Below are 22,711 nucleotides of genomic sequence, written 5' to 3'. Positions count from 1 at the left end.
ATGGACTAGGGGGGTGCATAACCTTACCAAATCCAACCAAACTCCGAATACCTGGAAGTAATGTGCGGGAGACACACGGCGGGTGCTAACGTCCGTCGTGAAGAGGGAAACAACCCAGACCAACAGCTAAGGCCCCCAATTCGTGGCTAAGTGGGAAAGGATGTAGAAATCCCAAAACAACCAGGAGGTTGGCTTAGAAGCAGCCATCCTTTAAAGAAAGCGTAACAGCTCACTGGTCTAATTAAGGGTTTCCGCGCCGACGATGTAACGGGGCTCAAGCCACGAGCCGAAGCTTTGGATTCATCCGCAAGGGTGAGTGGTAGCGGAGCGTTCCGTAAGTCCGTGAGGGGACAGCCGTGAGGCATCCTGGAGATATCGGATGTGCGAATGCTGACATGAGTAACGATAAACACTGTGAAAGACAGTGTCGCCGAAAGTCCAAGGGTTCCTGCGTAAAGTTAATCTTCGCAGGGTTAGCCGGTCCCTAAGGCGAGGCCGAAAGGCGTAGTCGATGGAAACCACGTTAATATTCGTGGGCCAGTGGATGGTGACGGATTGCAGAAGTTTGTTCGGGATTACTGGATTTCCCGGGCAGTCAAGCGGTTCCAGGAAATAGCCTCCACATCAGACCGTACCCGAAACCGACACAGGTGGGACAGGTAGAGTATACCAAGGCGCTTGAGAGAATGACGCTGAAGGAACTCGGCAATTTACCTCCGTAACTTCGGAAGAAGGAGGCCCATGACCGCGCAAGCGATTCATGGGGGCACAGACCAGGGGGTGGCAACTGTTTAACAAAAACACAGGACTCTGCGAAATCGCAAGATGACGTATAGGGTCTGACGCCTGCCCGGTGCCGGAAGGTTAAGAGGAGAGGTGCAAGCCTTGAATTGAAGCCCCGGTAAACGGCGGCCGTAACTATAACGGTCCTAAGGTAGCGAAATTCCTTGTCGGGTAAGTTCCGACCTGCACGAATGGCGTAATGACTTCCCCGCTGTCTCCAGCGTCAGCTCAGTGAAATTGAATTCCCCGTGAAGATGCGGGGTTCCTGCGGTCAGACGGAAAGACCCCGTGCACCTTTACTGTAGCTTTGCACTGGCATTCGTGTCGGCATGTGTAGGATAGGTGGTAGGCTATGAAGTCCGGGGCGCAGCTCGGATGGAGCCATCCTTGAAATACCACCCTTATCTATATGGATGTCTAACCGTGCTCCGTTATCCGGAGCCGGGACAGTGCATGGTGGGCAGTTTGACTGGGGCGGTCGCCTCCCAAAGAGTAACGGAGGCGCGCGATGGTGGGCTCAGAGCGGTCGGAAATCGCTCGTTGAGTGCAATGGCATAAGCCTGCCTGACTGCGAGACAACAAGTCGAGCAGAGACGAAAGTCGGTCATAGTGATCCGGTGGTCCCGAGTGGAAGGGCCATCGCTCAACGGATAAAAGGTACGCCGGGGATAACAGGCTGATGATGCCCAAGAGGTCCATATCGACGGCATCGTTTGGCACCTCGATGTCGGCTCATCACATCCTGGGGCTGGAGAAGGTCCCAAGGGTTCGGCTGTTCGCCGATTAAAGTTGGTACGTGAGCTGGGTTCAGAACGTCGTGAGACAGTTCGGTCCCTATCTGCCGTGGGTGTTGGAGAATTGAGAGGATTTGTCCCTAGTACGAGAGGACCGGGATGAACGTACCTCTGGTGGACCTGTTGTGGCGCCAGCCGCAGTGCAGGGTAGCTATGTACGGACGGGATAACCGCTGAATGCATCTAAGCGGAAACCCACCTCAAAACGAGTTCTCCCTTGAGAGCCGTGGAAGACGACCACGTTGATAGGCCGGGTATGGAAGCGCAGCAATGCGTGAAGTTTACCGGTACTAATAGCTCGATTGGCTTGATCGTTCTCATTAATCAATGCTCATCGTGTCATCCCAAAGAGTTGCAAACTTTTTGGATAAGATGGCGCGGAGAGAGTGTGTCGTCCCGAAGACGATGCGAAATATCGAAGATCGCCCATAGATATCTCGGCAAAAGATATCTTGGTTTGACCAGTTTGCTTCCTGCCTTTCGCCGGCCTGGTGACTTTTGCGAAGTGACTAGACCCCGATCCCATCCGAACTCGGCCGTCAAACGCTTCAGCGCCAATGGTACTATGTCTTAAGACCTGGGAGAGTAGGTCGTTGCCAGGCCTGCGAAGGGCAGGAATATCCTCTTTATGATTTTGCGCCAACGGCGGCTTCACTTCTCGTGCAAGCCGCCGTTTGCTTTTTTACTGGTGTTTTCCGTATCCGGGATTAGGTTCGCCGCCGGAACGGGGATGAAGCGCCTTTTCCGGATGCGCTTTCTTGGCGCGGGGTGGAGCAGCCCGGTAGCTCGTCAGGCTCATAACCTGAAGGTCACAGGTTCAAATCCTGTCCCCGCAACCAACGATTCTTGCGATACAAGCGACGGCGCTTCGGAAGGGGCGCCGTTCGCGTTATGGTCTACATTTCGCCGGGGATCGGGGTGTTGCGTGTCCCCGCAACCAATCTCATCCAGCGCCTCGGCAAGCTTCGACGTCTGACAAGTCGTACCAGATTGAAGTAAGCGGTTAGTCGCGGCCGTTCAGGCTGTATAGCGCCAGGGCATGAGAGCATCGATCTCGGCGTTGGGCCAGCTGTTGGCGAGACGCTCGAGCGTACTGCGCGAGCCAGGCGAGGCGGATCGACATCGTTCATTTTTGCCGTCTGCAACAATGTCGCTATGGTTGCCCAGGTTCGTCCGCCGCCGTCGCTGCCGGCAAAGAGCGAGTTCTTTCGCGTGATTGTTTGCGGCCGGATGGCACGTTCCACAATGTTGGAGTCAATCTCGACGCGGCCATCGGTGAGGAAGCGTTCGAGCGTCGCCCGCCGTGAGATGGCGTAGCGGATTGCCTCCGCCAATTTGGGACTTGCCGGAGATACGTGGAAGCGCGTCTTGCCAAAGCTTGAACAGATCGGCGACGATCGCGACCGAGGTTTCCTGGCGGGCTGCGACGCGTGCATTTGGATCTTTGCCGCGCACCTTCTCCTCGATCTCCCACAGCTGGGTCATGCGTTCGATTGTCGTGGGTCGCGAGTTTGGAACTGCCGGCGATGTGCAGTTCGTAAAATTTTCTTCGAACGTGGGACCAACATCCCGCGAGCGTGATGGCATCATTGCCGCGGTCGGGCCGCGCAAGACGATTATAGGCCGTATACCCATCCACCTGCAGGAGTGCCCCGATAATTGTCGAGATGGCGGGCGACACATTCGCCCGAACCGGCTATCCTCGAAGCGGTAGGCAACCATCGGCGGACCGCTGCCGCCGAAGGTCCGGTCATCTCGCACGTAAGCCCAGAGATAGGCTGTCTTGGTGCTGCCGGAGCCTGGTTCCAAGGTTGGCAGCGTGGTTTCGTCGGCGAAGATCCTCTCGGCCTTCTTGATCAGCGTGAGGACGTGGTCGGAGAGGATTCTCGAGTTCAAATCCGAGCCGGCCCATCCATTGCGCATCAGGGCTCGGTCGAGATCCACCTTGTCGCGGGCGTAAATCGCTTCCTGGCGGTAGAGCGGCAGGCCGTCGGCATATTTTGAAGACCGCGATCTGCGCCAGAAGCGCTTCGGTCGGGATGCCGCCCCTCGATGATATGGGCTGGTGCCGGGGGCCTGAACGACGCCATCTTCGTTCCTGAAGGCGTATTTCGGCCGGCGCGTGACGATGACACGGAACTTCGCCGCGACCACATCGAGCCGCTCCGAGACATCCTCGCCGATCAGGATCTTTCTGCTTGCCGGCGTGCTCCGGTAGCTCAGCCGGTTCGATGATGATCTCGACCCGCTCGAGATGCGGCGCAAAACCCCTTGCGAGGCCGTGCGGCGCGTCTGGCCTTGTCAGGGTCCTGCCGTTTATCGAGCTCGGCCTGGATGGCGCCGAGCCCCGTTTGAACCTCGTCGAAGACGAACGCACTCTGTTCATCGTCAAACGCATTGGCGCCAAGCTTCTCAGAGCGGCGCCCAAACCTGGCCCGCTCCAGCGTCTTGAGGATCGAGGTCAGGCGCGCGATCCGCTCCTCGGCACTCGCATTCAGAGCTTTGAGATCGGCAACTTCACTCTCAAGAACCTCAGCGCGTGCCGCTTTCTCGGCCATGGCCAGCACCATGGCTTTGAGCGCATCAACATTGTCGGGGAGATCGAAAACCGGCGCCGGCATGACGCGGATCAGAGCATATTTTCACCCCGGTGGCGCGCATTTTCGGCCGCCGTGATTCACTCTGCCGCAGCGATTTACCCCAACAAAACTCAGGCGGCTTCACTGTCACCGCGTGAACGCGTTTCCAATCCATGCCGTCGACAAGCGCCATCAGCCTGCGCCTGATTGAGGTGAACCCGATGATGCCCGATCTTCGGCCAGCAGAACTGCGCTGTCTCCAGGCGCTTCGCATAAAGAACAACCCCGGACCCGTCCAAAAGACGATCTTGATTCTGTCGGCCCGCTTGGCACGAAAAACATAAAGAGCGCCGTCGAACGGATCACTGCCGGCGTCCCGCACCAGCGACAACAAACCGTCCATGCCTTTTCGAAAATCGATCGGATGACTGGCCAGAAAAACTTTGACGCCGGACGGGATCATGCCGAGCGAACCGCGCGCACCACGCGCCGCAAATGGGCTTCATCGACCATCGCGTCCGCACGAATGACAGCATCGCCGACAACGATTTCGATGACCGGCCCCGAACGCGCCTTGTCGTCAACCGCCGCATCGGGCGCGACCATCCTCGCGCCGCCTCTGCGAAGCGCCTTACGCCAGGAAAATAGCTGCGACGGATCAATGCCAACGCGACGGGCAATCGCAGAAACATTTGCCCCAGGCAGAAAAGATTCCGCTACCACCTGCTCTTTGAGCTCATCCGACCACCGCCGGTGCAGACGAACCGGAGCACCCTCAAGACGTTCCGCAACCGGAACCGCCTCGATCATATGGAATGTTCTATCACCAGACCTAGGAGCAGACATAGAAGATCACACCAGAGCTTATTGCTCCGGTCTGAATACCCACTCGTCAAACCGACCGCCAGATGGATCAGCTTGCTTTCAATTACCCATAAATTAGCGGCCGCTCTGCGCAGGGTATCCCGGGCGGAATCTTGCATCGTTAGAATCTGTTGTGATTCATTGTTGAGCACCTGATTCGAAATCACGGGGTGCTCAATGGGTTTGAAGTTGAAGGAGCGCGGGGCGGCGTCTATTCAACGACTGACATCCGATATCGAGACGTGGATTGATCGGGAAGTTGCGGGATGCGAGTTTAAGGACGAGCGTCTTGGGCGACGGTTTTGCAAATTGCTCGGGCAGATCGGGAGCGACATGGGTCAAAGCATCCCGCAGATTTGCCGGGATTGGGCCAACACGAAGGCTGCCTATCGCTTTTTCTCCAACGAACGGGTCAACGAGGCGGATATTCTTCGCGGCCATTTCGAGGGCGACGCGTGGGGCGCGTGACCGAGGCAGAGGGGACCGATCCTCGTCCTCCATGACACGACGGAATTCAGTTTCAAGCGCGAGAAGCCGGATTTGATTGGCTTTACGGGTAAGACGGCAGGGCGCACGCAGTGCGGTGTTCTCATGCATTCGAGCCTGGCCGTGACGACCGAGGGGCTTCCGTTCGGCCTGACTGCCATCAAGTTCTGGACGCGCAAGAAGTTCAAAGGGGACGACGGCGCTGAAGCGAAAGGTCAATCCGACGCGGGTTCCGATCGAGCATAAGGAGAGCATCCGCTGGTTGGAGAATTTGCGGCAATCGACCGACCTTCTCGCTGCCCCCCGGACGATGTGTTCATATTGGTGATCGCGAGAGCGACATCTATGAGTTGTTTTTGCCTCGCGAGGAGGTTGGAACGCATTTCCTGGTGCGAAACCTGTGTTGATCGGCTTGCCGGGGACGGCAATCATACAATTGCCGACGAAGTGGACGAGATTACGATCAAAGGCCTACATCGGATCAAGGTTAAAGACGACAAAGGCGAACCGGATGAAGCGCTTCTCGAAATCCGTTTCTGCAAACTTCGAGTCCTCCCACCAATTGGCAAGCAGAAGAAATATCCAGCGCTTAATCTAACCGTGATCCATGCTCAAGAGCGAGGAATGCCAAAGCGACGAAAGAAGATCGAGTGGAAGCTTCTCACCAATCTCCCAGTTAAATCGCGTAAGGACACCATCGAGAAGCTCGAATGGTACGCGATGCGGTGGAAAATCGAGGTCTTCCATAAAATCCTCAAATCAGGCTGCAAGGCGGAGGAGTCGAAACTTGCGGACCGCTGAGCGTCTAGTGAATCTGATCGCGGTTTTCTGTATTGTGAGTTGGCGCGTCTTCTGGATGACGATGCTCAATCGTTCCACGCTGAATGCCGCCGCCGCAAATGGCGATGACCGAGATCGAAATTAAGCTTCTCGATCATCTAGTGAAAGATCGGAATGGTGATAGTACTCGGCGAAAAACGCTCTCGCACTACGTCGTTAAAGTAGCGCGGCTTGGAGGATACTTAGCGAGAGCCAGCGATCCACCTCCGGGAAATATCGTGATATGGCGCGGTCTATCCAAGCTAACGGATATCGAATTGGGTGCTGCGATCGGGACAAAAATTTATGGGTAATTGAAAGATCAGCTTGGCGCTTACGAATCATAAATGCCAACCCTCGTCCAGCGACCCGCGCACAGGTCTCCTAGTGACCAATCTCGGAAAAGCCGCTGAACTGCTGGGTTTCGCGATCAGGCATGATGAAAGCCGAAGCGATCCGTAAATCTGCCCCTTCCTGAACAAGGGCGATATAGACCGTCTGCGTACCAAGGGCCGCGGAGTCGTTTGGCACGTATTCGATGATCGCCGAGCCTTGAAGACAGCCTGACCCATCTTGTACGCCTGAGATACAGAGCGGCGTTTCTTGCCGGCTATCGGCAATCCACTGGTGTGCGGCATGGTAATATTTCGACGAAGTATCGCCGCCGAGATGTCCCGGTGTGTCCGACGTCATCGAACAATTTTCATCTTTGCCCAGCGATAAATATCCGGTCTGATTCTCGTTTCCATCGAAGCCGACGGCGAACAGACGTTCGGATTCTTTTCGATATTCAATTGTGATCGTCGAAGCGGTCAAACGTCCCCCTGATGAGCAAACGATTTCGACGCCGGTTCTCGGGCTTAGGTCACTGAAGATGATTTTTATTGTGTGGGCAAATCCAACGAGCATGAAGAAAGCACGGAAAACCAGGAAAGAGCCACGCCCGAAAATATTTTCATCGGCAATCCAATTGAACGGGCAATGACTCAACCTAGCGGCGTTCCTGTTAAGGCTCCCTTATTTTGATCGCGCGATTGTCCAGCAGCTCTCATGCTTCTTCATCCCAATCTTCGGATAATAGCCTTCGGCCGCAGGCGCCGAGAGTAGGACCAGAGTTACTTCAAGCCCCGCGTTTGCGCGGGTTTCCTCGATCAGTCGCTTGCCGATGCCGCGGCGTTGATAAGACGCGTCGACCGCGAGATCCGAGAGATAGCAGCAATAGCTGAAATCGCTCAGCGCTCGCGACACGCCGATGAGCCGGCCTTCATGCCTCGCGGTGACGATAATATCCGCTTCCCGCAACATCTGCGCGAGACGGCAAGATCACCGGCTGGCCGACGCTCCGCCAGAGTCGAAGCGACGAGTATGTCGCGAAATTCTTCCGCGGTCAGATGCGGTTTCGAGCGCGTAATCAATCTGCATGATCGGCCTATCATGTGGCGCGAAAAACCTCGCGCCACGCGACCTTAGCATCAGCAACCGTCGGCTCTAGGCCCCCGTACCGGCGTTGCGCATGCCGACCAGCGCGAACAATCCCCTTGCGGGATCGAGCGCGTGGATAATCCAGGCACCGCCCGGCACCTGCGTCGGCTCGCGGACAATCTTGCCGTCCGCGGCCGTCACCCGCGCCATTGCGGCGTCGATGTCCGCGGTGGAAAAATAATAAAGCCAATGCGGCTGAGGCGCTTCAGCATCGTTGAACATACCGCCCATGCCCATCGGCGTGCCCCCGTCGCCGAAAATGTGATAGGTGCCCATCGGCCCCATATCCATCGCCTGAATTTGTTGCCAGCCAAAGAGCGTGCTGTAGAAATCGAAGGCCTTCTGCGCATCTGTCGTGTGCAATTCATGCCACCCGATCGTCCCGGCGTCATCGGTGGCACAGGTGTCCCGGTGCCATTTGGTTTGAAAAGCGCGAAACACACGCCTTGCGGATCGGTGAGTACCGCAAAGCGGCCGACATCTGGAATATCGGTCGGCGCATGCAGCACTTTCGCGCCAAGCTTCTCGGCAGCGGCAGCCTTTGCATCGACGTCATCGACGCCGATGTAACCGAGCCATCCCGGCTTGCCCTGGCCTTGCGGCACATCCGGTGGAAATTGCACAAGCCCCGCCACCGGCGTTTCGCTGACGGAAAGCAATGTATATTTGAAATTGGTCATGCCCGCATCACGCGCGCTCCAACCGACGACGTCGCGGTAGAAGGTTTCGGCTGCGGGAGCATTGCTGGTCATCAACTCGTACCAAACGAACTTGCTTGCCATGTCGTCCTCCCTGGTCGCGTCGCGCACGCGAAAGCGTGAACCTCGAAAACACTTGACGCATTATGTTGATATCAACATGATCGTTTTATGCCGAAATCGAAAGTTCCCTTCGAAATTACACAGCACATCCGCGATACGTGCCTCTGCCTCAGTGTGCAACAGGCCACGCGCACATTGGCGCGCCGATTTGACGATGTGCTGCGTCCGCTTGAGCTGACCAACGGGCAATTTTCACTCTTGATGTCTCTCAACCAGACCGCGCCGCCGAAGATGGGCGATGTCGCGCAATTGCTGTCGATGGACAGGACAACGCTAACGGCCGCCGTAAAGCTTTTGGAACGACGGGCGCTCGTCGTGATAAAGCCGGATGACGACGATCGGCGAAGCCGCCGTGTTGCATTGACCCCGATCGGCGAAGCCGCCGTGTTGCATTGACCCGCACGGGACATACACTTTTGCTCAAAGCCCTCCCGATCTGGAAGCGACATCACGCCCAGCTTGAAAAATATCTTGGCGCGCCCGGCGCGACGAGGCTGCGCCAGGACCTGGAATATCTGGCGCGGATTGCTTAAAAGCTCACGCGTCCGCGCATCAACTGACGATATGATGCGTGGCGTGCGCCATAATCAGCCAGATGAAGCCCAGAAAGATTGCGCCGGCGAGGCCAGCGAGGAAGATATTGCGGCGTGTATGCGTGCGCAGAATGATTTCGCCCTGCCGCACCCCCCGGCCTTTATAAACCGGCGGCTGGCTCTCGCTCTCGTTCATTGTGTTTCCTCTCTTTTATTGGCCCTTTTTGAGCCTTGGTCGGTTTCACGCCTGCGGCACGGTTAAGCTCCTGCCGCGGAATGGCCCGATGTCTTTCAGACAAGGTTCACAATTACGACGCTAATTTCAATAGGCCATTCTGTTAAGGTGACGCGTGCGATGCGGCATGGGCTACGGGCAATTGCGTTTCTTGGCGGCCAGAGCATTGCTGCACCTGCTTACGACGCCAAAACATTTTTGTTGCTTGATCGGCTGACCTTCGGCGCAACCGCGGGCGAGGCAGCGCGACTTAAGGCGATGGGCGTCAACCGCTGGCTTGATTCGGAACTTCATCCTCCAGCGGCAGACGATCTTCCGGCGCAGGTGCAGCAGCAAATCGACGCGCTCGACATGAAGCCGATGAATGCCCTCGTTGTCGACTTCGCTGCCAAGGTAAAGGCACTGAAAGCCATCAGCGATTCCGACCTGCGCGTCGCCGCGGGGCATGCCTACCAGCAGGAATTGAGCGATTGCGCGAAACAGGCGGCGGCCCGGTCCGTTCTGCGCGACCTCTATTCGCCTTTCCAATTGCGTGAGGTGATGACATGGTTCTGGTTCAATCATTTCAATGTGCATCAATACAAGGCCGACATCCGCGCGATGGTCGGCGATTATGAAGAGACGATCCGTGCACACGCCCTCGGACACTTCCGCGATCTTCTTGAGGCGACGCTGCGCCATCCGGCCATGCTGCGCTACCTCGATAACGCGCAAAATGCGGTCGGGCATATCAATGAGAATTACGCGCGCGAGATCATGGAATTGCACACGCTCGGCGTCGGTGCCGGTTATACGCAGCAAGACGTAGAGGCTCTGGCGCATATCCTGACCGGCGTGGGTGTCGATGTTGCGTCGAACCCGCCACGCGTGAAGCCGGAATTGCAGGATCAAATCGTGCGCCACGGTCCGTTCGTGTTCAATCCGGCGCGGCACGATTACAGCGACCAAATCTTCCTCGGACATAAAATCAAGGGCGCCGGGTTCGCCGAGGTGGAGGAAGCGCTCGATATCCTTGTTCGCGACCCAGCGACAGCCCGGCATATTTCGCGCGAGCTTGCGACCTATTTCGTCACCGACGATCCGCCAGCTTCGCTCGTTGACGAGATGAGCAAGACATTCCTGCGCAGCAATGGCGACATCGCCGCGGTGCTTCGTACGATGATCGACGCGCCGGAATTCTCGGCCTCGACGGGCAAGAAATTCAAAGACCCCGTCCGCTATGTGATGTCCGCCGTGCGGCTCGCGTACGAAGACAAAGTGATCCTCAACACGCAGCCGGTGCAGAATTGGCTCAATCGTCTTGCCGAGGGGCTTTATAATTATCAGACGCCTGACGGCTATCCGCTCGCCGCGAGCGCGTGGGACGGTCCTGGCCAGATCGAGACGCGGTTTGAGATCGCCCGGCAGATCGGGTCGGGCTCGGCCGGATTATTCAAACCCGATATGCCGGGAGTGGCTGACAATCCGGCCTTTCCGCAGATCGAGAATGCGCTTTATTTCGACGGTCTGCAGCAGACGCTCCGGCCGGCAACCCGCGCCGTTCTTGATGAAGCGCAATCGCCGCAGGATTGGAACGTCCTGTTTCTCTCATCGCCCGATTTCATGAGATGACATCATGACGAATCTCGACCGTCGCGCCCTGCTGCAATCTCTCGCTGCCATCGGCGCTGTGACACTCGCCGGGCGCGCGTGGGCGGCGCCGCAGACAAATGCCAAGCTGCTCGTCGTCTTTTTGCGCGGCGCACATGACGCGGCGAACGTGATCATTCCGACCGGCAGCGAATTTTATTACAGCGCGCGGCCCAGTCTTGCGATCGCGCGGCCCGGCAGCCGGCCCGATCAAAAGAAGCTCGAAGCCCTCGCGCTCGATGCGGATTGGAGCCTGCATCCGGCGTTCCGGGACTCGCTGCTGCCGCTGTGTCAGAAGCGCGAAATCGCCTTCATCCCGTTCGCTGGCACCGACGATCTGACCCGCAGCCATTTCGAGACGCAGGACACGATCGAGCTCGGTCAGTCGATCCATTCAACACGGGATTACCGGTCCGGCTTTCTGGCGCGTCTCGCCGGAACGTTGACCGGCACAAAGCCCATCGCCTTCACCAATCAGGTGCCGTTGATTTTTCAGGGCCGTGGCGATCCGATTCCCAATATCGGTCTGAACGTCGGCGGCAAGCCGGCCATCGACGATCACCACATCGCCCTCATTACCGAAATGTATCAGGGCGACAGCCTGGCGGCCGCCGTGCAGGAAGGTTTTCACGTGCGCGACGACGTCTATCGCGCCATCTCACGCGAGAGCGACGTCGCCAATCGCGGCGCCGTTTCGCCGAAGGGCTTCGAGCTTTCCGGGCGCCGCATCGCGCAGGTGATGAAGGGCGGCTATAACCTCGCTTTCGTCGATGTCGGCGGTTGGGATACGCACGTCAATCAGGGTGGCGCGACCGGCTATCTCGCCGATCGCCTGGGCGAACTGGGGCGCGGCCTTGTCGCCCTCAGTGATGAGCTGGGCCCGCAAGATTGGCATGACACTGTTGTCGCGGTGATTTCCGAATTCGGCCGCACCTTCCGTGAGAACGGCGACAAAGGCACGGACCACGGCCACGGCAGCACCTATTGGGTGCTCGGCGGCAGTGTGAATGGTGGCCGTTTCCACGGGCCGCAAGTCAAGGTTGAAGAGGCCAGCCTGTTCCAGAATCGCGATTTTCAGGTTTTAACGGATTATCGCTCTCTGTTCGGCGGGTTGCTCGGCAAGATGTACGGGCTCAATTCGTCAGCCCTCAACACGATCTTCCCGACGGCGAAGCCCGTCGATCTCGCGCTGGTCTGATCGCCGTCATTGCGAGGCGTGAAACGCCGAAGCAATCCAGCTTATTTTTCTGGATTGCTTCGCTTCGCTCGCAATGACGCGCCGTGGTTGCGTTGCGGCAAATCTTTCGTCGCCGCACGTCGCGAATCCATCTTGCGCGGCCCGCGCATCGGATCAATCATGACCTCCGGAAGGAGCGGCATCGCTCCGGCGGTCTGCTCCGCGTGCGGAAAAATCTGCACGTTTTGGCGCATGTTCTAATCGGAAAAATCTGCAACTTTTCCGGAACATGCGTGATGGGAGGAGATGCGCATGACAAGATCCGCATGGAAGGCGGAGCCTGCGGGCCCACGCTCCGTCGCGCTCGTAGGCCCTTACGGCACCGGCAAATCCACTCTGTTCGAGGCGCTGCTGGCGAGCGCTGGCGCGCCGCCGAAACGCCCCTACACGCGCGCCATGACGACGGAGTTGCGGCTCGGGCATTGTACGTTCATGGGCGAACCCTGGGCGCTGGTCGATTGCCCCGGCTCGGTCGAATTCGCGCAGGAGACGGCGGCAGCGCTCGCGATCGTCGATTTCGCGATCGTCGTCTGTGATCCTTCCGCCGACAGGCTCTCGAATCTCCCGGTTCTCTTGAAGACGATTGAGGCGGCGGGTCTGCCGCATCTCATCTTCATCAATAAAATCGATGCGCTCGCCGGCCAGGTTCGCGAGATCGTCGCAGCGCTGCAACCCTATTCCCAATATCCACTTGTCTTGCGACAGATCCCGATCCGCGAACGCGACGCAGTGACGGGCTATGTCGATGTCGTAAGCGAGCGGGCCTATCATTATTGCGGCGAAGATTCCGAACGTTGCATGTTGCCGAGCGAATTGCTGATACCCGAGCAGGAAGCGCTCGCCGGCCTCACGGAAGTGCTCGCCGATCACGACGATGCTTTGCTCGAAAAGGTGATCGAGGATATCGCGCCCTCACCCGACGAGATATTCGCAACGCTTCACAAGGATCAGGAGAACGGTACGATCGTTCAGGTCCTCTTTGGCGCGGCGTCGCGCGGACATGGCATCTTCCGGCTCTGGAAAGCCTTGCGCCACGACGTGCCGGCGGCGTCGCAGACGGCGCAACGGCGCGCCATTGCTGCGTCCGATCAACCACTCGTGCAAATCTTCAAGACGGTTCATGCCGGGCAGGCCGCCTATGCCGGCAAACTTTCTTATGCGCGCATCTGGCGCGGCGGTTTACGTGATGGCGCGCCGCTCAATGGCGGCCGCGTCGGCGGCCTTTATCGCTTCATCAACGGCGAGATTTCGCGCATGCAAACGGCAGACTCCGGCGAATTGGTCGCCATCGGGCGGCTCGAAAGCGCGGTGACGGGCGCAATCATCGGCGAGGCCAGCGCGGAGCTTCCTTTCCCGCAGCCGCCCGTGCCGGTTTATGCCTTCGCCATCGCCGCCAAGGACCGCAAGGACGATGTGAAACTGTCCGGCGCGCTGCATAAGATCGTCGAGGAAGACCCGTCACTCAATATCGCCCATCGGCGTGAGACTGGCGAGACTTTGCTTTGCGGACAGGGCGAGATCCATCTGAACGGGGCGCTAGAGCGTCTGGCGTCGGTCTATAATTGCCAGATCAATGTTACGCTGGCGAAGATCGCCTATAAGGAAACGATCAAACACGCGGTGAAACAGCATGCGCGGCTGAAACGCCAGACCGGCGGCCACGGGCAATTCGCCGATGTCGTGCTTGAGATCGCGCCGCGCCCGCGGGGCGAAGGCTTTTCTTTCGTTGACAAGATCGTCGGTGGCGCGGTGCCGCGCCAATATATTCCATCGGTTGGCGAGGCGGCGGAAGAAGCCATGCAGAAAGGCCCGCTCGGCTATCCGGTTGTCGATGTCGAGGTAACGCTTGTCGATGGATCGTTTCATTCGGTGGACAGTTCCGACATGGCTTTTCGCACGGCGACGCGCAACGGCATCATTGAAGGGCTGGCAAAGGCCGATCCCGTCCTGCTGGAACCGATTGATCATGTGACAGTGAGCGTGCCGAACAAATTTACCGCCGCGGCACAGCGCCTGCTCTCTGGCCGACGCGGGCAAATTCTCGGTTACGCTGAGCGCGAGAGCTGGCCCGGTTGGGATGACGTCGAAGCTTTAGTGCCCGCGGCGGAACTCGGCGATTTCATTCTGCAATTGCGCGCCGACACAACGGGCCTCGGTACGTTCACGCGTCACTTCGGCCATCTCGCTGAAGCGCGCAACGGGAAAGGGCATTAGGGGCGAAATCGTTCAAGCGACTCGGTCGTCTGTGAAGAAGGCGTCCCAAGCGGTTTCGTAATGTGTTTCCGGGGCGTTTGCGGGGCTGATGGCGATCCAGATTGCGGACAACAAAAGGTTGAACCAGGCCAAGAGGCGGCGGAAGTTGTAGCCAGCGGCGGCGAGCACGGCGTTGATCGCGTCGCCGGCCTGTCCGGCAAGATAATTGCGGCCCATGCGATGTTCAGATTTGGCATGGCCGATGACCGGCTCGACGGCCGAGCGTCTTCGCATCTCGCGCTTGATGGCATCGGTCATGCGGCGCTTTTGGCCGGCGGTATAGACCTTGAAGCGGTGTTCCTGCGGCGCATTGTGACCTTTGTAGCCGGCGTCGGCGATAATGCGCTGAAGGGCGGCGCCGACGATGCGTTCGATGGCGGGAATGACGGTGGCAAGCGTATGGCCGTCATAGGGTTTGCCGGGCAGAGCCTTGGCGTGAACGATAAATTGGCCGCCTTTCGAGTGCGCGAGCGTCGTCGCGACCGAGACCTTCACGCCGAACTCGTAAGGCTTGTGCGCCTTGCCTTTGCCGATGCATTCGACCTCTGGCGCATGCAGGCTGAAGACGCGGAGATCGGCATCGGCCGGGGTGCCTTTGATGCGGCGCAGGTTCCTGTTCTGCGCGTGAACCCGGCGCGCCAGCATCAGCTCCTTAGCGAAGGCGTCTTCGAGCGGCGCGTGGGCTTTGATCTTGCGGGCGATGTCGCGGATGGTGCGGCCGAGCTGGGTCTTCAACGTCTTCAGCGCCCGCTTTGCCCGCTTGAAGTGCTTGGCATGCGCATAGCGCTGCTGCTGGATCAAAGCGAACTTGCCGACGCGCACATAGGATTGGCGCAGCCCGACGCCATGTTTCTTGGCGAGCCGCACCAGCCGCTCGCGCGCACGATGCATCAACCGCGCATCGGTCGGGAAGGCGACCGCCTTCGGCTGCACCGTCGTGTCGACAATGACCTTGGTGAAGTCGGCGGGTTTTGCTGCGCCAACGCGCGGCGCCGTTGCAAGGCTCTCCTGCAAAAGCGCGACGAGCCTTTCTTCACCCATCCTTTGCCGCCAGCGCGTGATCGAGGAGCGATCGAAGCGAAGCTTGTGGCGGAAAAACTCCTCGCCACAGAACAGCTGATAATAGGGGTTCTCGACCCAACGATCACACAAAACCTCGTCGGAAAGATCGTGCATGTGCTTCAGGATGGCGAGCCCCGCCATCAGCCTGGTCGCCAGCGGCGGATGTCCCGGCTTGTCGCTGTAGGCGGCACCGAAGCTTGTTTCGAGAAAGCCCCAATCGATCGCCCCGGCGAGCTTCGCGAGCGGATGGCTCATGTCGACGATCTGGTCGAGCCGGGCTTTGAAAAGATCCTTCTGCCCAGTCTCGCGCTGCTCTTTCGGCCGCATCAGAATCACCCTCCGCTTCGTCCCCGAAACGAAGAGAATCACGAGCAGAGCCGCCGATCAATTTGCAAGAAAACCCATCCCCAAGCCGCCAAATCCGGCAAAAACCAATACTGGCCGAGACCCAAAAATCACTCTTAATCAGTAGCTTGGTTGTTCTTCGCGGACGACGACTCGAAAGTGCCTGAGCGCAGCCGCTGCGAAGCGGCCACGTGCTCGGCATGTCCGGACTAAGCAGCGCCCGGACTGGCTTCTGCCAATCCAGCAAGATGCATGCTGACGGAGGCAAGCAGAATCTCGTGCGCACGGGTGACGATATCGTCCAGAGACGGCGTCTTCGCGAAAATCGCCTTCGCCTCCGCGAGCAAGTTCTCACGCGTCGGAAAGTGGGGGAGTTGGGCTATGTCCAGCGCGTCTGCCACGCGGCCATGCGCGCGACTGATGATGCTCCACAACGCAGAAAGCTCCGCTCCGGTGTGGGCAGATTTTATAGAGAGTGCGATTCGCTCAGAATTGAAACGCGATGCGAGTTCCTCAGCGGCCCGGCTGATGACACGCGACCCCAATCGCTGTTCGTTGCGCAGCACCTGTTCGGGAGGGGTCTTGAGTTGCCAGACGATCCCCGGCCAGGAGAGAACCTTCAAAATATAATAGGTCGGATCAAACTCCCACCACATGAAACCCTGTCGCACGCTACTCTGATAGGCGTGATGATTGTTGTGCCAGCCTTCACCCATCGTGAAGAAAGCCAGCAGCCAATTATTGCGGGAATCGTCGCCTGTCACATATCGCTTTTTACCGCGGACATGCGCGAGCGAGTTGATGCAGAAGGTGGCATGATAGAGCAGCACGGTGCTCCAGAAAAACCCCACGATCAGGCCCGACCATCCGCCAACGACAAAGCACAGTGTGGCGACTATGAAGGCTGGTACAAGTTCCAGACGATGGAGCCAGACCAGTTCGGGATAACGCGCGAAATCGGCAATCTTGGCGAAATCCGTCTTATCGTGCTTGCGATCAAAGACCCAACCGACATGACTATAAAGGAAACCCTTGTGCCGGGGCGAATGTACATCCTGATCTGTGTCAGAGTGCAGATGATGATGCCGGTGCTTCATAGCCCACCAAAGTACGCTTTTCTGCGCGCTGCTCTGAGCAAGAAAAGCCAGCAAGAACTGGAAAACCCTGCTGGTCGAATAGGTGCGGTGCGAAAAATAACGATGATACCCGGCGCCGATTGCAAAGATGCGCACCACATAAAGGGCGATACATGTCGCGACGGCCGTCAGGGTCACGCCCGACCAGATCGCTCCGATGCAGGCTATGTGGACAAGAATAAATGGAATGGCGGAGGGGTAAACAATGTCGTCGCCCTGACCAAGTTCAGAAGACATGCGAGAAGTCCCTTAGTTCTATCGTATTTTAATTTCCGGCACCTTGTGTGGTGTCTCAGCTCTTAAAGAGCGCTTTGGCCATTAGGCTGGGTCGGCAATCGCGGTCTTTTTCCTTTTCAGTTCCTCGTTGACTGCCGTCCAGGAATCGTCTTTAGCGGCCGCAGTTCGCTTTTCCTTTTCGCGGCCACGTTCGCGTTCCCTGATGACATCGAGAACGCTTTCATAATTATCGACATAGTCCTTCGCGTTGGGTCGTGCGTCACCCTTGGACGAAAGAGCCGCGGCTAGGATAGCTGCGACAAGTTTCTCGACGTCATTCATAAGGCTCTCCTATTCTATCCAGCATATAGTGATCTTGCCGGCTCGTCCGGCATTTATTCCGCCCAGACAAGGGTCTGGAAGCGTGCACGCGGCGACCGTCGACGCGCGGCCCCAGCCGTCGCTTCGATCAACGCGTAGTCTCAAACGCCGCCAGCGCGCGCTTGCGCGCGAAATCGTGCTCAACGATCGGCTGCGGATAGGTCTGGCCGAGCCGGACGCCGGCGGCGGCAAGCTGGTCTTGTGTCGCCTTCCACGGCTTATGGATCAACGCCGCCGGGAGTCGCGCGAGCTCCGGTATAAAGCGGCGCACATAGGCGCCGTCCGGGTCGAATCTCTCTCCCTGCAGGACCGGATTGAAAATACGGAAATAGGGCGCGGCATCGGCGCCCGAGCCAGCGACCCATTGCCAGCTCACCGCATTGTTGGCGGCATCGGCATCGACCAGCATATCCCAGAACCAGCGCTCGCCCTCACGCCAGTCGATGAGCAGATGTTTGATGAGAAAAGACGCCGTGACCATGCGCACGCGATTGTGCATCCAGCCGGTCGTCCAAAGTTCGCGCATCCCGGCATCGACGATCGGGTAGCCAGTCAGACCGCGCTGCCAGGCGCGCGAGGCCTTTGCATCATGGCGCCATGTGAGCGCGTCAAAGCGATTCTGAAAATTCGTCGTCGCGAGATCGGGATGATGGAAGAGAAGATGATAGGAGAATTCGCGCCAGCCGAGTTCCGAAAAGAATTTATCGAGGTCGGTCGAACTGGCTTTCGATGTCCCGCTCATCATCGCCGCCTGCGCCGCGTGCCAGACTTGCCGCGGCGAGATATGTCCAAAGTGCAGGAACGACGACAGGCGCGACGTTGCCGGCTTATCCGGCCGGTCGCGCGCCTCGGCATAATTCGGCAGGCCGCTTTTCAGAAAATGCTTCAACGCGGCATGTGCGCCAGCTTCACCCGGCGTCCAGGCTTCGCGCAGACCGCCGGCCCAATCGGGCTTGTGCGGTTCCAGATGCAGGTCGGCAAGCGCGACGGGCTCGATGCTTTTCGGTAAATCATGGAACGAGAACGTGCGCGGCGCTGCAAGCGGCGCGTCCGGCTCGCCCTTGGCGCGCAGTGCACGCCAGAATGGCGTGAATACTTTGAACGGCGCGTTGGTCTTGCGGGCAATCGTCCATGGCTCATGAAGCAGATTGGCGTTGAAACTTTCAGCGGCGATGCCGCGTTCTTTCAACGTGCTCTTGATCGCCGTATCGATCGTGCGACCGGCTTCGTCGTAGCGCCGGTTCCAGAAGATCGCGCTTGCATGGCCGGCGACGATAAGTTCTTCGATCAGCGATTGCGTTGCGCCGCGCAGAATGTGAAGCGCACCGCCGTGCTTTCTCAGGCTCTCACCAAGCGTCTTGAGTGCGCCATGCAGCCACCATTTCGTCGCGCCACCGGGCGCGCGCAGAGCATGACTTTCGTCGTCGAAAATATAGATGCAGATGAGCGGCTGCCCCGTCTGTCGCGCGGCGTGAAGCGCGGGGTTATCCGCGAGGCGCAAATCCTCGCGAAACCAGACGATGACGGGACTGCTTCTGTCATTCAAAGCCGCCCCGTCCTTTTCCTCAGCCCTTCTGGTGGCTCACGCGACACCGAAGCGGCTCATATCTCCGGGCCGATCGACCGTTGAACCAACACGGTGTCGGTCCATTCGCCGAACCGCAGGGCCACCGCTTGCAGATAACCGACCTGACGAAAGCCGCAGGTCTCATGCAGTCGGAGCGAGGCGACATTGGCGCTGTCGATATAGCCGATCATCTGACGGAAGCCGGCGTCGGCGCACGCCTGGATCATGGCGGAGAGCAGAGCGCGCCCGATGCCGATACTGAGATGATCGGGATGGACGTAGATCGAATGCTTGACTGTGAATCTGTAAGCCGGGCGTTTGCGGAATAGGACGGCGTAAGCATAGCCGACCACGGTGCCGTCGATCGTCGCGACGATATGGGGCAGCCTGTGCTTGCGCATGTTCTTGCGCCGCGCCTTCAGGTCGTCAGCATGGAACGGCGTCGGCTCGAAAGCGCCAAGGTTACCGACGCCGTTTGCGATATGGTGATGGTAGATGCCGAGCATGGCGGGCACGTCGTCGTCGTTCGACGGGCGCAGCACGATGGATGCGGCGGGTGACGAAGCTTGTTTTTCCACGACAGTCATTCTGGTGCGGTCACTCCTGCATCACATAGGTGTAGAAACGGATTGATCCATCTGGCTCGATCTCGCGATAGAGGCCTTGCACCTCGGCTTCGAAGCCGGGAAACAGGTTGGCACTCTGTTCGAACATCTTGAGGTAGTCCAGCATCGGCTTGGCCTTTGCACCGAGACGCTCGCCGGGCACGATCGTCGCGATGCCTGGCGGATAGACAACGAACAGCGTGGTCGCAACCCGCTCCGCGATCGCGCTGATCGGCAGATAATCGACCTTGTTGCGCACGAGGGCGCGTGCGGCCTCATGTGGGGGCACGACCATCTCGGGCAGGTGCGCCCGCGCGAATTGCTGGCGCTGGAGCGTGCTGACGTTGGCATCACGATAGAAGGCATGCATCTCGGCGCAGAGATCGCGCAGACGCAGGCCGCGGTAGCGCAGGGGGCGGCGGCCGACAAACTCCGGCATGACGTCCTCAAGCAGTGCATTGTCGTCGTGCAGGCGCTTGAATGCCGCAAGCGCGCTGAGCAGCGTGCCGGCCTTGCTGGACTCAACGCCAGGCGTCAACAGGAAGAGCAGCGAATTGAGATCGTTCTTCTCCGCGACGACGCGGTTCTCGCGAAGATATTGGGCCACGGTTGGCGCGGGGATGCCGTGGTCGGCGTAAGCGCCGGTTTGCCGGTCAAATCCCGGCGTCAGGAGGATCAGTTTGTTGGGATCGGTCATGGCGAAGCCCGCCGTCACATGGCTGAAGCCGTGCCACGCCGCGCCCGGCGCGAAGGCCCAATAGCGCGTGTCGCTGGCGAGTTCGTCCGTGCTGAGGCTTTCCCATGGGACTTCGCGCACTGGATCGCCGGGTTCGGCCCCCGGGATGGTGACGACATCGGGAACGAAGGGTTCGAAGAACCAGCGTCGCGCCGGATCGGCTTCCTTCAGTTCGTATTCGCGGCGGATCGCCCGCAGCTTTTTGCGGATCTCGATGCCAAGCCGGACCGTATCGTCCCAGAGGATCATCCCGGAGCGGCCCTTCATCATCTGCGCGCCGACGTCGAGCGATGCGAAGATCGGATAGAAGGGTGATGTCGAGGCGTGCTGCAGGAAGCTCTCGTTGAAGCGGCGATGCTCCACTCTGCGGCGCTGGCCCTTGATGTGCCGGTCCCTGACGTGGATTTGCGAGGCTTGCGAGAAGCTCGCGAGCTGCTTGTGCGTCGATTGCGTCGCGATAATGCCGGGCGAACCCTCCCCGAGTTCATTCAGCCCCATGGCGAAGCGGCCGGCATAAAGCGGATGGAACTTCATGAAGCCGGCCCAGGCCTCATCGAAAAGTACATAATCGCAGAGGTGACCGATCCGGGCGAGGATCATCTCGGCGCTGTAGATCGTTCCGTCATAGGTGCATTGCTCGATGACAGCAACGCGGAACGGCCGCGGCTTTTGCCACGCTTCGGGATCGGTCACATGCGGGTTGAGGCGGATCTTTTCCCGGATCGCCGCCTCGTCCAGCGCCTCGCTGTAGATCGGCCCGATCAGCCCATAGCAATTGCGGTCCGTCTCCAGATAAATCGGGATGCCGCCACTGATCAGCAGTGCGCCGTGGTGCGCAGCCTTATGGTTGTTGCGGTCGAACAGGACAAGGTCGCCCTCCGCCACAAGGGCGCCGAGCACCACCTTGTTGGACGACGATGTTCCGTTCAGAACGAAATAGGTCTTCTCCGCGCCAAAGATCGCGGCGGCCTCTTTCTGCGCCCTGAGGGCCGGCCCCTCATGGGTGAGCAGGTCGCCGAGTTCGAGAACCGAATTGTCGAGATCGTCCCGGAACACCGCTTCGCCGAGATGCTCGACGAAGATGCGTCCGATCGGGCTGCGATTATAGAAGATGCCGCCGTTATGCCCCGGGCACGTCCAGAGCTGGTTGCCTTCCTCGGCATAGTCGACGAGCGCCCCGAAGAACGGCGTCTTTAAAGTTCCCGCATATTGCTTGAGGCGGCTGATCAGATTGCGCGCAATGAACTCCGGCGTCTCTTCCGAGAGGAAGATATAGCCGTCGATAAAATCGAGCACCTCAACCGGGATATCCTCGAGACGCTTGCGGCGGACGAGGATCACAATCGGCATTTCGAGGCCGCGGCGGCGCATCAGATTGATCAGCGCGGCCGTCTTGCCCTCAAGCCCGCGCTTGCCCCAATCGACCACCATGCAGCCGATCGCGGCATCCGTTTGGACCGCGAGTTCGGCGTCCTCGACCCGCCGGGCTTTGACGACCTCGAACCCGTCATCCTCGACGGCTGCGACGATGGCCTGAAGGCGCATGCCCTCGAGGTCGTCGGCGTCGAAGCCGGGTGCGCAAAGTAGAAACGTGAAACGCTTGAAAAAATCCATCGCCATGCCGCCCCTTGTCCAGACGCTTGGTCGGATCGTTCCATGACAAAAGCATGACAGACTTCCATGACGCCGCGTTGTTCTTGGGACCGGCTGCTTTTGGTGGATCAGACGAGATTGGTTTCAACCGCGATGTTGCCGTGTGTCGCCTTGGAATAGGGGCAAATCCCGTGCGCCGTGCGGATCAAGTCCTCCGCGACCTCGCGGTCGAGGCCCGGCAGGCTGACGTCGAGGCGCGCGGTGAGGAAGAAGCTGCTGCCATCGAGATTGAGCTTGATCTCGGCGTCGACCGCCACTTGCGCCGGGAGCTTGATTTTCTTTTGCGTCGCCGCCAGCTCGATCGCGCCCATATAGCAGGCCGACCAGGCTGCACCGAAGAGATCCTCGGCTGCCGGGTGGGGCTAGGGTATCTTGATGTTCAGGAAGCCGTCGCTGCTATGGGTGGCGCCGTCATGGCCGTTGGTGTTGTGGGTCTTGCCGGTGAAGAGAACCTTGGCGGTCATGGAGGAAGTCCTTTCAGGTTTGGACCGGAAT

General features: G+C 58.9%; 19 protein-coding genes, 1 tRNA gene, 2 rRNA genes and 4 pseudogenes (1 of these 26 only partly in view). 10 read left to right on the top strand and 16 right to left on the bottom strand.

Going from position 1 to position 22,711, the window contains the following annotated elements; all coding sequences use genetic code 11:
- The 3 genes from WDN02_RS04975 to WDN02_RS04965 form a co-directional block, all read left to right on the top strand.
- Positions 1 to 1,892 (top strand): 23S ribosomal RNA (locus tag WDN02_RS04975); it begins 925 nt to the left of the window's first position.
- A 172-nt stretch (positions 1,893 to 2,064) separates the two neighbouring features.
- Positions 2,065 to 2,179 (top strand): 5S ribosomal RNA (gene rrf, locus WDN02_RS04970).
- A gap of 160 nt (positions 2,180 to 2,339) precedes the next feature.
- Positions 2,340 to 2,416 (top strand) — tRNA-Met (locus tag WDN02_RS04965).
- Between the two features lie 314 nt (positions 2,417 to 2,730).
- Here the strand turns inward: WDN02_RS04965 and WDN02_RS04960 are convergent.
- From WDN02_RS04960 to WDN02_RS04940, 5 genes and pseudogenes are all read right to left on the bottom strand, one after another.
- Positions 2,731 to 3,216 carry a transposase gene (locus WDN02_RS04960; protein WP_337294867.1) on the bottom strand — a complete coding sequence of 162 codons (486 nt, stop codon included), beginning with the start codon at positions 3,214 to 3,216 and terminating at the stop codon, positions 2,731 to 2,733.
- A 101-nt stretch (positions 3,217 to 3,317) separates the two neighbouring features.
- Positions 3,318 to 3,731, bottom strand: a pseudogene (locus WDN02_RS04955) (transposase); the annotation flags it as partial.
- Positions 3,732 to 3,796: 65 nt separating this feature from the next.
- Positions 3,797 to 4,198, bottom strand: a complete 402-nt coding sequence (locus tag WDN02_RS04950; RefSeq protein WP_337292445.1) for a transposase — start codon at positions 4,196 to 4,198, stop codon at positions 3,797 to 3,799.
- Positions 4,161 to 4,619 carry an IS66 family insertion sequence element accessory protein TnpB gene (tnpB, locus tag WDN02_RS04945; protein ID WP_337292444.1) on the bottom strand — a complete coding sequence of 153 codons (459 nt, stop codon included), beginning with the start codon at positions 4,617 to 4,619 and terminating at the stop codon, positions 4,161 to 4,163. The genes WDN02_RS04950 and tnpB overlap by 38 nt, the downstream gene beginning before the upstream one ends.
- Positions 4,616 to 4,966, bottom strand: a complete 351-nt coding sequence (locus WDN02_RS04940) for a transposase (RefSeq protein WP_337292443.1) — start codon at positions 4,964 to 4,966, stop codon at positions 4,616 to 4,618. Before WDN02_RS04940 ends, tnpB begins: the two co-directional genes overlap by 4 nt.
- A 231-nt stretch (positions 4,967 to 5,197) precedes the next feature.
- Here WDN02_RS04940 and WDN02_RS04935 point away from each other — a divergent pair, with 231 nt between their 5' ends.
- The 3 genes from WDN02_RS04935 to WDN02_RS04925 all read left to right on the top strand — a co-directional run bounded on the left by WDN02_RS04935 (position 5,198) and on the right by WDN02_RS04925 (position 6,307).
- A complete protein-coding gene (locus WDN02_RS04935; protein WP_337292442.1) occupies positions 5,198 to 5,488 on the top strand; it encodes a transposase DNA-binding-containing protein in 291 nt (96 codons plus the stop codon).
- A 72-nt stretch (positions 5,489 to 5,560) separates the two neighbouring features.
- Positions 5,561 to 5,752, top strand: a complete 192-nt coding sequence (locus WDN02_RS04930) for a hypothetical protein (RefSeq protein ID WP_337292441.1) — start codon at positions 5,561 to 5,563, stop codon at positions 5,750 to 5,752.
- Positions 5,753 to 5,851: 99 nt separating this feature from the next.
- Complete coding sequence (locus WDN02_RS04925) at positions 5,852 to 6,307, top strand: hypothetical protein (protein WP_337292440.1); 456 nt, start codon at positions 5,852 to 5,854, stop codon at positions 6,305 to 6,307.
- Positions 6,308 to 6,709: 402 nt separating this feature from the next.
- Here WDN02_RS04925 and WDN02_RS04920 read toward each other — a convergent pair whose 3' ends face one another.
- The 3 genes and pseudogenes from WDN02_RS04920 to WDN02_RS04910 form a co-directional block, all read right to left on the bottom strand.
- The gene (locus WDN02_RS04920; protein WP_337292439.1) at positions 6,710 to 7,018 is read right to left on the bottom strand and encodes a hypothetical protein; all 309 of its coding nucleotides are present in this window, start codon (positions 7,016 to 7,018) and stop codon (positions 6,710 to 6,712) included.
- A 324-nt stretch (positions 7,019 to 7,342) separates the two neighbouring features.
- Positions 7,343 to 7,630 carry a GNAT family N-acetyltransferase gene (locus tag WDN02_RS04915; protein ID WP_337292438.1) on the bottom strand — a complete coding sequence of 96 codons (288 nt, stop codon included), beginning with the start codon at positions 7,628 to 7,630 and terminating at the stop codon, positions 7,343 to 7,345.
- Between the two features lie 183 nt (positions 7,631 to 7,813).
- A pseudogene (locus WDN02_RS04910) lies at positions 7,814 to 8,589 on the bottom strand (VOC family protein).
- Between the two features lie 87 nt (positions 8,590 to 8,676).
- Between WDN02_RS04910 and WDN02_RS04905 the strand changes: the two are divergent.
- A pseudogene (locus WDN02_RS04905) lies at positions 8,677 to 9,161 on the top strand (MarR family transcriptional regulator).
- A 19-nt stretch (positions 9,162 to 9,180) separates the two neighbouring features.
- On the opposite strand, the gene WDN02_RS04900 reads toward WDN02_RS04905, so the two are convergent.
- On the bottom strand, positions 9,181 to 9,357 hold the full coding sequence (locus WDN02_RS04900) for a peptide ABC transporter permease (RefSeq protein ID WP_337292437.1): 177 nt from the start codon (positions 9,355 to 9,357) through the stop codon (positions 9,181 to 9,183).
- Positions 9,358 to 9,516: 159 nt separating this feature from the next.
- Here WDN02_RS04900 and WDN02_RS04895 point away from each other — a divergent pair, with 159 nt between their 5' ends.
- From WDN02_RS04895 to WDN02_RS04885, 3 genes are all read left to right on the top strand, one after another.
- A complete protein-coding gene (locus WDN02_RS04895; RefSeq protein ID WP_337292436.1) occupies positions 9,517 to 11,007 on the top strand; it encodes a DUF1800 domain-containing protein in 1,491 nt (496 codons plus the stop codon).
- 4 nt (positions 11,008 to 11,011) lie between these two features.
- On the top strand, positions 11,012 to 12,223 hold the full coding sequence (locus tag WDN02_RS04890; RefSeq protein ID WP_337292435.1) for a DUF1501 domain-containing protein: 1,212 nt from the start codon (positions 11,012 to 11,014) through the stop codon (positions 12,221 to 12,223).
- Between the two features lie 291 nt (positions 12,224 to 12,514).
- Positions 12,515 to 14,476, top strand: coding sequence for an elongation factor G (locus WDN02_RS04885; protein ID WP_337292434.1), 1,962 nt, complete (start codon positions 12,515 to 12,517; stop codon positions 14,474 to 14,476).
- 12 nt (positions 14,477 to 14,488) lie between these two features.
- Here the strand turns inward: WDN02_RS04885 and WDN02_RS04880 are convergent, their stop codons facing one another.
- From WDN02_RS04880 to WDN02_RS04850, 7 genes and pseudogenes are all read right to left on the bottom strand, one after another.
- Complete coding sequence (locus tag WDN02_RS04880; protein WP_337294866.1) at positions 14,489 to 15,907, bottom strand: IS5 family transposase; 1,419 nt, start codon at positions 15,905 to 15,907, stop codon at positions 14,489 to 14,491.
- Positions 15,908 to 16,131: 224 nt separating this feature from the next.
- Positions 16,132 to 17,295 (bottom strand): fatty acid desaturase, encoded by a 1,164-nt coding sequence (locus tag WDN02_RS04875; protein WP_337292433.1) that lies wholly within the window; start codon positions 17,293 to 17,295, stop codon positions 16,132 to 16,134.
- Between the two features lie 81 nt (positions 17,296 to 17,376).
- Positions 17,377 to 17,616, bottom strand: a complete 240-nt coding sequence (locus WDN02_RS04870; protein ID WP_337292432.1) for a hypothetical protein — start codon at positions 17,614 to 17,616, stop codon at positions 17,377 to 17,379.
- A gap of 127 nt (positions 17,617 to 17,743) precedes the next feature.
- Positions 17,744 to 19,201: a deoxyribodipyrimidine photo-lyase gene (locus tag WDN02_RS04865; RefSeq protein ID WP_337292431.1), complete on the bottom strand. Its 1,458-nt coding sequence runs from the start codon at positions 19,199 to 19,201 to the stop codon at positions 17,744 to 17,746.
- Positions 19,202 to 19,257: 56 nt separating this feature from the next.
- Positions 19,258 to 19,809, bottom strand: a complete 552-nt coding sequence (locus tag WDN02_RS04860; RefSeq protein WP_337292430.1) for an N-acetyltransferase family protein — start codon at positions 19,807 to 19,809, stop codon at positions 19,258 to 19,260.
- Between the two features lie 10 nt (positions 19,810 to 19,819).
- The gene (locus WDN02_RS04855; RefSeq protein WP_337294865.1) at positions 19,820 to 22,177 is read right to left on the bottom strand and encodes an Orn/Lys/Arg decarboxylase N-terminal domain-containing protein; all 2,358 of its coding nucleotides are present in this window, start codon (positions 22,175 to 22,177) and stop codon (positions 19,820 to 19,822) included.
- Positions 22,178 to 22,284: 107 nt separating this feature from the next.
- A pseudogene (locus WDN02_RS04850) lies at positions 22,285 to 22,680 on the bottom strand (Ohr family peroxiredoxin).
- Between the last annotated feature and the right edge of the window lie 31 nt (positions 22,681 to 22,711).

The sequence above is a fragment of the Methylovirgula sp. genome (assembly GCF_037200945.1).
GTDB lineage: Bacteria > Pseudomonadota > Alphaproteobacteria > Rhizobiales > Beijerinckiaceae > Methylovirgula.
This window is presented reverse-complemented; position numbering and strand designations above follow the sequence as displayed.